The organism is Streptococcus oralis (assembly GCF_003942875.1).
Lineage (GTDB): Bacteria > Bacillota > Bacilli > Lactobacillales > Streptococcaceae > Streptococcus > Streptococcus oralis_BX.
Genome location: NZ_RMVK01000006.1, coordinates 161,766 through 174,727 on the forward strand (window position 1 = coordinate 161,766; position 12,962 = coordinate 174,727).

12 protein-coding genes are annotated in these 12,962 nt (G+C 42.9%); 11 read left to right on the plus strand and 1 reads right to left on the minus strand.

The window, feature by feature from the left end; translation table 11 throughout:
• Window positions 1–27: 27 nt before the first annotated feature.
• The 9 genes from rpoC to D8844_RS08110 all read left to right on the plus strand — a co-directional run bounded on the left by rpoC (window position 28) and on the right by D8844_RS08110 (window position 9,963).
• Complete coding sequence (gene rpoC / locus D8844_RS08070; RefSeq protein WP_185757680.1) at window positions 28–3,693, plus strand: DNA-directed RNA polymerase subunit beta'; 3,666 nt, start codon at window positions 28–30, stop codon at window positions 3,691–3,693.
• A gap of 110 nt (window positions 3,694–3,803) precedes the next feature.
• Window positions 3,804–4,223: a nucleoside-diphosphate kinase gene (gene ndk / locus D8844_RS08075; RefSeq protein ID WP_000438280.1), complete on the plus strand. Its 420-nt coding sequence runs from the start codon at window positions 3,804–3,806 to the stop codon at window positions 4,221–4,223.
• A 134-nt stretch (window positions 4,224–4,357) separates the two neighbouring features.
• Window positions 4,358–4,981: a hypothetical protein gene (locus D8844_RS08080; protein WP_125423261.1), complete on the plus strand. Its 624-nt coding sequence runs from the start codon at window positions 4,358–4,360 to the stop codon at window positions 4,979–4,981.
• An 83-nt stretch (window positions 4,982–5,064) separates the two neighbouring features.
• Window positions 5,065–5,508: a tRNA (adenosine(37)-N6)-threonylcarbamoyltransferase complex ATPase subunit type 1 TsaE gene (gene tsaE, locus D8844_RS08085; protein WP_125423264.1), complete on the plus strand. Its 444-nt coding sequence runs from the start codon at window positions 5,065–5,067 to the stop codon at window positions 5,506–5,508.
• A complete protein-coding gene (locus D8844_RS08090; RefSeq protein ID WP_125423267.1) occupies window positions 5,498–6,019 on the plus strand; it encodes a GNAT family N-acetyltransferase in 522 nt (173 codons plus the stop codon). The genes tsaE and D8844_RS08090 overlap by 11 nt, the downstream gene beginning before the upstream one ends.
• 4 nt (window positions 6,020–6,023) lie before the next feature.
• Window positions 6,024–7,064, plus strand: a complete 1,041-nt coding sequence (lytR, locus tag D8844_RS08095; RefSeq protein WP_000592174.1) for a glycopolymer--peptidoglycan transferase LytR — start codon at window positions 6,024–6,026, stop codon at window positions 7,062–7,064.
• A gap of 72 nt (window positions 7,065–7,136) precedes the next feature.
• Complete coding sequence (locus tag D8844_RS08100; RefSeq protein WP_125423270.1) at window positions 7,137–8,393, plus strand: competence/damage-inducible protein A; 1,257 nt, start codon at window positions 7,137–7,139, stop codon at window positions 8,391–8,393.
• A gap of 54 nt (window positions 8,394–8,447) precedes the next feature.
• Window positions 8,448–9,599 (plus strand): recombinase RecA, encoded by a 1,152-nt coding sequence (recA, locus tag D8844_RS08105; RefSeq protein WP_001085517.1) that lies wholly within the window; start codon window positions 8,448–8,450, stop codon window positions 9,597–9,599.
• A gap of 169 nt (window positions 9,600–9,768) precedes the next feature.
• Window positions 9,769–9,963, plus strand: coding sequence for a PspC domain-containing protein (locus tag D8844_RS08110; RefSeq protein ID WP_049520829.1), 195 nt, complete (start codon window positions 9,769–9,771; stop codon window positions 9,961–9,963).
• A 131-nt stretch (window positions 9,964–10,094) separates the two neighbouring features.
• Here the strand turns inward: D8844_RS08110 and D8844_RS08115 are convergent, their stop codons facing one another.
• A complete protein-coding gene (locus D8844_RS08115) occupies window positions 10,095–10,649 on the minus strand; it encodes a GNAT family N-acetyltransferase (protein WP_042902933.1) in 555 nt (184 codons plus the stop codon).
• 109 nt (window positions 10,650–10,758) lie between these two features.
• Here D8844_RS08115 and D8844_RS08120 point away from each other — a divergent pair, with 109 nt between their 5' ends.
• Both D8844_RS08120 and D8844_RS08125 read left to right on the plus strand, forming a co-directional pair.
• On the plus strand, window positions 10,759–12,129 hold the full coding sequence (locus D8844_RS08120; RefSeq protein WP_125423273.1) for an MATE family efflux transporter: 1,371 nt from the start codon (window positions 10,759–10,761) through the stop codon (window positions 12,127–12,129).
• Between the two features lie 96 nt (window positions 12,130–12,225).
• Window positions 12,226–12,942: a YebC/PmpR family DNA-binding transcriptional regulator gene (locus tag D8844_RS08125; RefSeq protein ID WP_125423276.1), complete on the plus strand. Its 717-nt coding sequence runs from the start codon at window positions 12,226–12,228 to the stop codon at window positions 12,940–12,942.
• Window positions 12,943–12,962 lie beyond the last annotated feature (20 nt).

Below are 12,962 nucleotides of genomic sequence, written 5' to 3' on the forward strand. Positions count from 1 at the left end.
TCACTTAGAATAGAAAGGGAAGAAATAGTGGTTGATGTAAATCGTTTTAAAAGTATGCAAATCACCCTAGCTTCTCCAAGCAAAGTCCGTTCATGGTCTTATGGAGAAGTCAAGAAACCTGAAACAATCAATTACCGTACGTTGAAACCAGAACGTGAAGGACTCTTTGACGAAGTCATCTTTGGTCCTACAAAGGACTGGGAATGTGCTTGTGGTAAGTACAAACGCATTCGTTACAGAGGGATTGTTTGTGACCGCTGTGGGGTTGAAGTAACGCGTACGAAAGTTCGTCGTGAGCGTATGGGGCACATCGAGTTGAAGGCTCCTGTATCTCACATCTGGTATTTCAAGGGGATTCCAAGCCGTATGGGCTTGACTCTTGATATGAGCCCTCGTGCCCTCGAGGAAGTTATCTACTTTGCGGCTTATGTGGTGATTGATCCTAAGGATACACCACTTGAGCACAAGTCTATCATGACAGAGCGCGAATACCGTGAGCGCTTGCGTGAGTATGGTTATGGATCATTCGTTGCCAAAATGGGTGCCGAAGCTATCCAAGACCTTTTGAAACAAGTAGATCTTGAAAAAGAAATTGCGGAACTCAAAGAAGAGTTGAAAACAGCTACTGGACAAAAACGTGTCAAAGCCATCCGTCGTTTGGATGTTTTGGATGCCTTTTACAAGTCTGGAAATAAACCTGAATGGATGATTCTCAACATCCTTCCGGTTATTCCACCAGATCTTCGTCCAATGTTGCAGTTGGATGGTGGCCGATTTGCCTCATCTGATTTGAATGACCTTTATCGTCGTGTTATCAACCGTAACAACCGTTTGGCTCGTTTGCTTGAGTTGAATGCACCAGGTATCATCGTTCAAAATGAGAAGCGTATGCTTCAAGAAGCGGTTGACGCTTTGATTGACAACGGTCGTCGTGGTCGCCCGATTACAGGACCAGGTAGCCGTCCACTCAAATCATTGAGCCACATGCTTAAAGGTAAACAAGGACGCTTCCGTCAAAACTTGCTCGGTAAACGTGTTGACTTCTCAGGACGTTCCGTTATCGCCGTTGGTCCAACTCTTAAGATGTACCAATGTGGTGTACCACGCGAAATGGCGATTGAGCTCTTTAAACCATTCGTCATGCGTGAAATCGTCGCTCGTGACATTGTGCAAAACGTTAAGGCAGCTAAACGCTTGGTAGAACGCGGAGACGAACGTATCTGGGATATTCTTGAAGAAGTAATCAAAGAACACCCAGTACTTTTGAACCGCGCACCGACCCTTCACCGTTTGGGGATCCAAGCCTTCGAGCCAGTCTTGATTGATGGTAAGGCTCTTCGCTTGCACCCACTTGTCTGTGAAGCCTATAATGCCGACTTTGACGGTGACCAAATGGCCATCCACGTACCGCTTTCGGAAGAAGCCCAAGCAGAAGCTCGTATCTTGATGTTGGCTGCTGAGCATATCTTGAACCCGAAAGATGGTAAACCAGTTGTTACTCCATCTCAGGACATGGTTTTGGGTAACTACTACTTGACTATGGAAGAAGCTGGTCGTGAGGGTGAAGGAATGGTCTTCAAGGACCGTGACGAAGCTGTTATGGCTTACCGCAATGGCTATGTTCACCTTCACTCACGTGTTGGTATTGCAACAGATAGCCTCAACAAACCATGGACAGAAGAACAAAAACACAAGGTCTTGCTGACAACAGTTGGTAAAATCCTCTTCAATGACATCATGCCAGAGGGTCTGCCTTACTTGCAAGAACCAACAAATGCCAACTTAACAGAAGGTGTTCCAGCTAAATACTTCTTGCCACTAGGTGGAGATATCAAGGAAGCAATCAGCAATCTTGAACTCAACCCTCCATTCAAGAAGAAAAATCTTGGGAATATCATCGCTGAAATCTTCAAACGTTTCCGTACGACAGAAACTTCTGCCCTACTTGACCGCATGAAGAACCTCGGTTACCACCACTCAACTCTTGCAGGTTTGACAGTGGGTATTGCCGATATCCCAGTCGTTGAAGACAAGGCTGAAATCATCGAAGAATCACACAAACGTGTAGAACAAATCACCAAACAATTCCGTCGTGGTATGATCACAGACGACGAGCGCTACAACGCTGTTACAGCTGAATGGCGTGCTGCCCGTGAAAAATTGGAGAAACGTTTGGTTGCCAACCAAGATCCTAAGAACCCAATCGTTATGATGATGGACTCTGGAGCCCGTGGTAACATCTCAAACTTCTCACAGCTTGCCGGTATGCGTGGTCTGATGGCCGCTCCGAACGGACGTATCATGGAATTGCCAATCCTTTCAAACTTCCGCGAAGGTTTGTCAGTACTCGAAATGTTCTTCTCAACTCACGGTGCCCGTAAAGGTATGACCGATACGGCCCTTAAGACAGCCGACTCAGGTTACTTGACTCGTCGTTTGGTTGACGTTGCCCAAGACGTTATCATCCGTGAGGACGACTGTGGAACAGACCGTGGTCTCTTGATCCGTTCTATCGCAGAAGGAAAAGAGATGATCGAGTCTCTCGAAGAACGTCTCAATGGTCGTTATACTAAGAAAACTGTTAAACATCCAGAAACTGGTGCAGTGATCATCGGTCCAAATGAGTTGATTACAGAAGACAAGGCGCGTGAAATTGTCAATGCTGGAGTGGGAGAAGTGACTATCCGTTCCGTATTTACATGTAACACTCGTCATGGTGTCTGCCGTCACTGTTACGGTATCAACTTGGCGACTGGTGATGCGGTTGAAGTTGGTGAAGCAGTTGGTACAATCGCTGCCCAATCTATCGGGGAACCTGGTACACAGCTTACAATGCGTACCTTCCACACGGGTGGGGTTGCCTCAAATACCGATATCACTCAGGGTCTTCCTCGTGTCCAAGAAATCTTTGAAGCCCGCAATCCTAAAGGGGAAGCGGTCATCACAGAGGTCAAAGGACAAGTTACTGCCATCGAAGAAGACGCGTCAACTCGTACCAAGAAAGTCTTTGTTAAGGGTGAAACTGGCGAAGGTGAGTACGTGGTACCATTTACAGCCCGTATGCGTGTCGAAGTTGGAGACCAAGTCTCTCGTGGTGCAGCTCTTACAGAAGGTTCTATCCAACCGAAACGTCTCCTTGCTGTTCGTGATGTCTTATCAGTTGAAACTTACCTTCTCGGTGAAGTACAAAAAGTTTACCGCAGCCAAGGGGTAGAAATCGGTGACAAACACATCGAGGTAATGGTTCGTCAAATGATCCGTAAAGTTCGTGTCATGGATCCAGGTGACACAGACCTTCTTATGGGTACTCTCATGGACATCAACGACTTTACAGATGCTAACAAGGATGTTCTTATCGCAGGTGGAGTTCCAGCGACTGGTCGTCCAGTTCTTATGGGAATCACCAAAGCCTCACTTGAAACCAATAGTTTCTTGTCAGCGGCTTCCTTCCAGGAAACAACTCGTGTCCTTACTGATGCGGCCATCCGTGGTAAGAAAGATCATCTCCTTGGACTCAAGGAAAATGTTATCATCGGTAAGATCATCCCAGCTGGTACTGGTATGGCTCGCTACCGTAACCTTGAACCACAAGCCATCAATGAAGCAGAATATCTGGCTCCAGAACAAGAAGAGGCAGAACTTGCTCCTGTAGAGGAAGTTGTGGAAATCCAAGTTGAAGAAACAGTAGAATAAAAGCAAACAAGAGAACCTTTGGGTTCTCTTTGCTTTATTTCAGAAAATTTTCCCACTTTTTCATAAAGTATGGTAGAATAGAAGAACTAAAATGCCAAGGAGGTGTCCATATGGAACAAACATTCTTTATCATTAAGCCAGATGGTGTGAAAAGAGGGCTGGTCGGCGAAATTCTGCAAAGAATGGAACAACGAGGTTTCAAACTCGAAAAATTAGAGTTACGTTCAGCAGTTTCAGAAGCTTTGATTGACCAACACTATCAAGACTTGGTTGAAAAAAGTTTTTATCCTCCTATCCGTCAGTTTATGACTTCAGGACCAGTAGTGGTGGGCATTCTATCAGGTCCGAAAGTAATTGAAACTTGGCGGACCATGATGGGGGCGACTCGTCCAGAAGAAGCTCTGCCAGGAACTATCCGAGGAGATTTTGCCAAGGCTGCAGGAGACAATCAAGCCATTCAAAATGTAGTTCATGGCTCCGATTCGGAAGCTTCTGCAAAACGTGAAATTGCTCTCTGGTTTAAGGATTAGACTGGTAAAAGAACAGTTCTGTGCACAACAGAGCTGTTTTTTGGTCAGTTGAGCACAAAAAAAGGACACTTGAGGCGGAAACAATCATTTCAAACTCCTCACAAGGTATAATCCCATATAGGGAGGGAAAAGAAATGGTAAAATCAATTCGCTTATTATTGTTGATTGCAGTCATCCAGATTAGTTTTAGTAGTTGTCTATTATGGAAAGAATCTTTTTTATCTTTAAAACAGACCAATGCTTATTTTTTGATTTTGATAGTAGGGATTTCTGTTCTTTGTGCTGGGATAAATTATTTCCATACAGCAGACCAGTCTAGACATAGTATTTTACATGTTCAAAAGAAAGTGAGTCTAGTTTATTGCCTCCTTTTAGTAGTCAATCTTCTGGCAACTTGTCTGGTTCTCTCAGAAAGCATCCAAACCACTAGCAAATTGCAGCAGGAACTGGTTGACCTCTTTTTACCCTCCTTCTTTTTCTTGCTAGGAGTAGATCTATTGATTTTCTTACCTTTTGATAAAATTTTTCGCGATATAGAGAATTACCTAAATAAAAAGAAAACAGTCGTCATTTCCGTTCTAGCTACGATAGTTTTCTTGAGGAACCCCATAGTGATTTCCTCGATTCTCCTTTATATCAGTGTTGGTTTTCTATGCGCACGTTTCCTTTTTCCCAAATGTATTCAAAGGGAAATCTCCTTTTATGGACACCTGATTCGGGATATTCTGTTTGTTTTTTCAATAGTTGTATTCTTTTAAGTAGAGGAGAATTTTTCAAAATTGTTATAGTAAGTCCATAAAGAAAATTCACACAAAAGAAAACTTTTTGGTATAATAGTAGCATGCACACAAAAAATGAAGAAGAGCTTCTAGCTCTCGGAGAAAGATTAGGCCATTTGCTTCAAAAAGACGATGTTCTGATCTTGACTGGAGAGTTGGGTGCGGGTAAAACAACCTTTACAAAGGGCCTTGCTAAGGGCTTGGATATCCGTCAGATGATTAAAAGTCCAACCTATACCATTGTCAGAGAGTACGAAGGGCGTTTGCCACTTTACCACTTGGATGTCTACCGTATCGAAGGTGATGCTGATTCTATTGACTTGGATGAGTTTCTCTTTGGAGGTGGTGTGACTGTTATTGAGTGGGGGCATCTTTTGGGTGAAGATTTACCAGATTCTTACTTGGAGTTGGAAATTTTGAAAGAAGTTGAGGGTCGTTGTCTTCATTTTACGGCTCATGGCTCTCGGGCTGAACAACTCATCAAGGAGCTTAAAGATGGAGTATGAGTTGTGTATTCGTGAGGCAGAGATTTCAGATGCTACAGCCTTAATTGCATTTTTAGATTGTGTTGGTCAAGAGACAGATTTTACCAGCTTAGATGAAAATGGTATCATGATGACAGCTTCTGAAATGGCTCTTTTTATCGAAAAACAAGCTGGATCAGAGAATCAAATTACTCTCCTCGCCTTACTGAATGATGAGATTGCAGGAGTTTTAAATATCACAGCGGACCAACATTTAAGAGTTCGACATATCGGTGATGTTTTTCTAGCAGTTCGCAAGAAATTTTGGAACCAAGGCTTGGCAACTATACTTCTAGAAGAAGGCATCGAGTGGGCTAAAGCCAGTGGTGTCTTGCGCCGTTTGCAACTTAGTGTACAAAAACGAAACGAGGCTGCGATCCACCTCTATTCAAAAATGGGATTTATCACAGAAGGCTTACAAGAACGAGGAGCCTATTTAGCAGAAGGGATATTTTTAGATGTTTGTCTTATGGGCAAGCTGATAAATAAATAACGAGATGATTAAAAAATTAATTGGAATGGTGCTAGGTTTCCTAGCAGTAACAGTTTTAGGTGTAGCGGTTTATGGCTATACCATCTACCAACAGGGAACAGAAACCCTAAGTAAAAAGACTTACAAAAAAATCGGGGAAGAAACCAACGTTATCGAAGCGACGGAGCCTCTGACCATCCTCTTGATGGGGGTAGATACGGGAAATGTGGAACGTACAGACCCGTGGGCGGGAAATAGTGATTCCATGATTCTCTTGACGGTTAATCCCAAAACAAAGAAAACCACTATGATGAGTTTGGAACGGGATATTTTGACCAAGATTGAGACTGGAAACGGTCAAGTTCAGGAAGCTAAACTCAATGCGGCCTATGCTAATGGTGGTGCGGAACTTGCAATTTCTACTATTCAAAAGATGATGAATATCCATATTGACCGCTATGTGATGGTTAACATGCAAGGGCTTCAACAATTAGTGGATGCAGTTGGTGGGATCACCGTCAACAATACACTCGGTTTCCCAATTTCGATTGCTGACCAAGAGGAGTTTAATAAGATTTCTATCGGTGTTGGAGAACAAACCTTGAATGGTGAGGAAGCTCTGGTGTATTCACGGATGCGTTACCAAGACCCAGAGGGAGACTATGGTCGTCAAAAACGTCAACGTGAAGTTATTCAAAAGATCGTTGAGAAGGTTTTGAGCCTAAACAGTGTGAGCCATTATCAAGGTATCCTCAAAGCTTTGAGTGATAACATGCAGACCAATGTGGACTTATCAGCTAAGAGCATTCCACAATTGCTCGGCTATCAAGATTCCTTCAAGAATATCGAAACGCATCAATTGCGAGGAGAAGATGCTGAGCTACAGGGAATTTCTTATCAAATCGTCACTTCAGAACATATGCTCGAAATGCAAAATCTCTTGCGTCGTTCACTAGGTAAAGAGCCAGTGACAGAATTGGAAACCAATGCGGTACTGTACGAAACAGCCTTTGGTCGGACAGCACCTTCAACCAGTACGAACGCTTCAAACGAAGAAGCAGAATAAGAAAAGAATCAAATCGTGGGAAATTTCCTGCGATTTTTTCAAAAAAATTCGAATAGATAAGTAGGAGGAAACATGAAAGCAGAAATTATTGCTGTTGGAACAGAAATTTTAACAGGGCAGATTGTCAATACCAATGCTCAGTTTTTATCAGAGAAACTAGCCGAAATCGGGGTAGATGTCTACTTCCAAACAGCTGTTGGAGACAATGAAGCTCGTCTTTTGTCCTTGCTTGAAATTGCGAGCCAACGTAGTAATCTTGTGATTTTGACAGGGGGCTTGGGACCAACTGAGGATGATTTGACCAAACAAACCCTGGCAAAATTTTTAGGAAAAGATCTAGTGTTTGACCCTCAAGCGCAAGAGAAACTGGATATCTTTTTTGCTCATAGACCTGACTATGCTCGGACACCGAATAATGAGCGCCAAGCCCAAATTGTGGAAGGGGCAACTCCACTGCCAAATGAGACAGGTTTAGCAGTAGGAGGGGTGTCGGAAGTGGATGGCGTGACCTACGTGGTCCTCCCGGGACCACCTAGTGAATTGAAACCTATGGTCTTAAATCAACTCTTACCTAAGTTAATGACTGGTACCAAGTTATACTCTCGAGTGCTCCGTTTCTTTGGAATTGGGGAGAGTCAGTTGGTGACCATTTTGGCGGATTTGATTGACCATCAAACCGATCCGACTTTGGCGCCGTATGCCAAAACAGGAGAAGTTACCTTGCGCTTGTCTACAAAAGCAGTTAGTCAAGAAAAGGCTGATCAAGCACTGGACATCCTAGAAAGTCAAATCTTGGGTCACCATACTTTTGAGGGAATTTCTTTACGAGACATCTGTTATGGATATGGGGAAGAAACCAGCCTCGCAAGTGTCGTTGTAGAAGAGCTAAAGAAGAGACAGAAAAGCATTACTGCGGCAGAAAGCTTGACGGCAGGTCTCTTTCAAGCGACATTAGCAGACTTTTCGGGCGTTTCAGCAATCTTTAATGGCGGTTTTGTCACTTACAGCCTAGAAGAAAAGTCCAAGATGTTGGATATTTCCGAGCAAGAGCTAAAAGAGCACGGGGTCGTTTCTGAGTTTACGGCTCGAAAAATGGCAGAGCAGGCACGGATCAAGACTCAGTCTGACTACGGAATTAGTTTGACGGGTGTGGCAGGGCCAGATAGCCTAGAGGGGCATCCAGCTGGTACAGTTTTTATTGGACTGGCACATGCAAAAGGGACAGAGGTGATCAAGGCCAATATCGCAGGACGGAGTCGAGCTGATGTTCGACATATTGCGGTCATGCATGCCTTTAACCTAGTTCGCAAGGCTTTATTAAGTGACTAAATTTTGGTATAATGAAAGATAGGTCTAAGGACTAGTAGAATATAGGAGAACAAAATGGCGAAAAAACCAACGAAAAAATTAGATGAAATTGGAAAAAAATTTGGAGCAGACCGTGAAAAAGCATTGAACGATGCTCTTAAATTGATTGAGAAAGACTTTGGTAAAGGCTCAATCATGCGTTTGGGTGAGCGCGCGGAGCAAAAAGTTCAAGTGATGAGCTCAGGCTCATTGGCTCTGGACATTGCCCTTGGTTCAGGTGGTTATCCTAAAGGGCGTATCATCGAAATCTATGGACCAGAATCATCTGGTAAGACAACGGTTGCCCTTCACGCAGTTGCGCAAGCACAGAAAGAAGGTGGTATTGCAGCCTTTATCGATGCGGAACATGCTCTTGACCCAGCCTATGCTGCAGCCCTTGGTGTGAACATTGACGAATTGCTCTTGTCACAACCAGACTCAGGTGAACAAGGTCTTGAAATTGCTGGAAAATTGATTGACTCAGGTGCAGTTGACCTTGTCGTTATCGACTCGGTTGCGGCCCTTGTACCTCGTGCAGAAATTGATGGGGATATTGGAGACAGCCACGTTGGTTTGCAAGCTCGTATGATGAGCCAGGCTATGCGTAAACTCGGAGCTTCTATCAATAAAACCAAAACAATTGCCATCTTTATCAACCAATTGCGTGAAAAAGTTGGAGTAATGTTTGGAAATCCAGAAACAACACCTGGTGGACGTGCTTTGAAATTCTACGCTTCAGTCCGTTTGGATGTTCGTGGAAGCACACAAATCAAGGGAACTGGTGACCAAAAAGACACCAATGTCGGTAAGGAAACCAAGATTAAGGTTGTTAAAAATAAGGTGGCTCCACCGTTTAAAGAAGCCTTTGTTGAAATCATGTACGGAGAAGGGATTTCTAAGACTGGTGAGCTCTTGAAGATTGCAAGTGACCTTGATATCATCCAAAAAGCAGGAGCTTGGTACTCTTACAAGGGTGAAAAAATCGGACAAGGATCTGAAAATGCTAAGAAATACTTGGCGGATCACCCAGAAATCTTTGATGCCATTGACCACCAAGTCCGTGTTCAATATGGTTTGATTGAAGATGAAGAAGGGACAACTCCTACCTCTGTTGCTGAAGATTTAGCACCTAACCAAGAAGTAACGCTTGACCTAGGCGACGGACTTGAAATCGAAATTGAAGATTAAAAATAAAAGCGGAGAAGTCTTTCTCTGCTTTTTATGTTTAATTATTAAGTCTCCATAAGCTTCAGAAGCGTAATAAAAGAGTATTTAATCAAAAAAATTAAAAAAACTGTTGCAATTTTTTTAATTTGATGATAAAATTAAAACATTCTATAAAAAGGAGACTACTATAATGGAAAAACGCCTTGTTCGTAACGTACAAGACAAAAAGATTGCTGGTGTTTGTGCTGGTATCGCTGACTACTTTAACATGGACCACACACTTGTTCGTGCACTTTGGATCATCTTCACTCTACTTGGTGGTTCTGGAATCTTAGCTTATGCTGTTCTCTACTTCCTTCTTCCAGAAGGCAATGCAGAAGCTTAAGCCATAGAGAGAATAAAAGTTTATTCTGATCAGTTGAAAATAAAAAATGCATGTAATCGTAGATTACATGCATTTTTATATGTAGCTTCTATCGAAAAAGAGAGGTTCTTCACCAGATGGATAAATCTTGTTTAATGGTCACTAAAACGACGATACTCTATATGAAAGTCGAAATAATGTTCATTCTGTAACTTTTGGAAGATATCGCGATAGGCCTCTTCGTCAAAATGGTCGCCACGGTAGAGAATTTCAAAACTCAAACCATCGTACTCTAGAAAAGCGTTGGCTGTTTTGAAACCATTTTGGCGATAGAAATCCATGCGGGCCTTTCTCTGCTCCAAGTTATCGCATTCTTCGTCCAATCGCTCGACTTCCAATAACATGGTTCGCTGGTAAAAATCAGTCAGCTTTTCGATGATTTCTTTTCCATATCCGTGGCTTCTCAAGTGGGGCATGATGGCAAAAAAACTGATATAGAAGGCCTTTGGATTGGAGATGGCAAAAGCAAATCCAACAAACTCTTCCTGGTTATAGAAGGCGAAAAAGTGGGCGTCTTCTCGGTCTTGATAGCGTAAAAATTCTGACAGAGGAACTCGTTCTTCCTCGGGGAATGCTTCCTTGTTTAGCTTTTCAACCTTATCCAGGTCAGGAAATACATCGGTAATTAATTGACTGGTCAAACTCATAAGTGACCTCCTTTTCTTGATTATAGCAAATTGTATCTCTGTAAGCAATTGATTGCAAACTTAGTGACAGAGCCTTGTCGCTCCTTTAGAAAGCTGATATAATAGCTTTATGAATAAGAAACGATCCGTGGACTTGATACATGGTCCTATTCTTCCTGCGCTGTTAAGCTTTGCCTTTCCAATCTTGCTGTCAAATATTTTTCAACAGCTCTATAACACTGCTGACGTCTTGATTGTTGGGCGTTTTCTTGGTCAAGATTCCTTGGCAGCAGTAGGGGCGACAACTGCCATTTTTGACTTGATTATAGGCTTTACGCTTGGTGTTGGAAATGGCATGGGGATTGTCATTGCCCGCTATTATGGGGCTCGTAATTTCACTAAAATTAAAGAAGCAGTAGCAGCAACTTGGATTTTAGGTGCTCTTTTGAGCATTGTGGTCATGCTGATGGGCTTTGTCGGTCTGTATCCACTCCTGCAATATTTAGATACCCCGGCAGAAATCCTTCCTCAATCCTATCAATATATTTCTATGATTGTGACTTGTGTCAGTGTCAGCTTTGCCTATAATCTTTTTGCAGGCTTGTTGCGGTCTATTGGTGACAGTCTAGCAGCCCTTGGATTCCTGATTTTTTCTGCCTTGGTCAATGTGGTTCTGGATTTGTATTTTATTACGCAACTGCATCTGGGAGTTCAATCTGCGGGGCTTGCTACTATTATTTCACAAGGCTTGTCAGCGGTTCTTTGCTTTTTCTATATCCGTAAGAGTGTTCCAGAACTGCTTCCTCAACTCAAGCATTTTAAATGGAACAAGGCCTTGTATGCGGATCTCTTGGAGCAAGGTTTGGCTATGGGTCTGATGAGTTCGATTGTGTCCATTGGTAGCGTGATTTTACAGTCTTCTGTCAATACTTTTGGAGCAGTAATTATAAGTGCACAAACAGCAGCTCGACGGATTATGGCCTTTGCTCTCCTTCCGATGACTGCTATTTCTTCTGCTATGACGACCTTTGCCTCTCAAAATCTCGGGGCCAAGCGACCAGACCGCATTGTTCAAGGACTTGGTATTGGGAGTCGCCTGAGCATGTCCTGGGCAGGTTTTGTTTGTATCTTCCTCTTTTTTGCCAGTCCTAGTTTGGTTTCTTTCTTGGCCAGTTCGACAGATACCTACTTGGTAGAAAATGGTAGCCTCTACCTGCAAATCAGTTCAGTCTTTTATCCGATTTTGAGCCTTTTGCTGATTTATCGGAATTGCTTGCAGGGATTGGGGCAGAAAGTCCTTCCTCTAGTTTCCAGCTTTATAGAACTAATCGGGAAAATCGTTTTTGTGGTCTTGATTATCCCTTGGGCAGGCTATAGGGGAGTTATCCTTTGCGAACCCCTTATCTGGGTTGCCATGACTACCCAACTGTACTTTTCACTTTTCCGCCATCCCCTGATAAAAGAAGGCAAGGCCATCTTGGCAACAAAAGTGCCATCATAGCTTGATTTACTGAATAAAATCTATTTCCTCTAGTGAAAATCGAAAAAACTTGTGTTATAATAAGAAAGATTAAAATGTGAAAAAAGGAGATTCCTAATGGGACGTAAATGGGCCAATATCGTAGCCAAGAAAACGGCTAAAGATGGAGCTAACTCTAAAGTATATGCAAAATTTGGTGTAGAAATCTATGTAGCAGCTAAAAAAGGTGATCCGGATCCAGAATCAAACACTGCTTTGAAATTCGTTATCGACCGTGCTAAACAAGCCCAAGTGCCAAAACACGTTATCGATAAAGCGATTGATAAAGCAAAAGGAAACACAGACGAAACCTTTACAGAAGGACGTTACGAAGGATTTGGACCAAATGGTTCTATGCTGATCGTTGACACCTTGACGTCAAACGTCAACCGTACCGCGGCCAATGTCCGTGCAGCCTTTGGTAAGAACGGTGGAAACATGGGTGCTTCTGGTTCAGTTTCTTACCTCTTTGACAACAAGGGTGTGATCGTATTTGCTGGTGAAGATGCGGATGTTATCTTTGAACTCTTGCTTGAAGCTGATGTGGATGTGGATGATGTCGAAGCAGAAGATGGAACAATCACTGTTTACACAGCTCCAACTGACCTTCACAAGGCTATCGTTGCCCTTCGTGAGTCAGGCATTGAAGAATTCCAAGTGACAGAACTTGAGATGATTCCTCAGTCAGAAGTGGAATTGTCAGGCGATGACCTTGAAACTTTTGAAAAACTTTACAGCGTCCTTGAAGACGACGAAGATGTACAAAAGATCTATACCAATGTGGATGGATTCTAATATAAAAAGCGAACAGACCT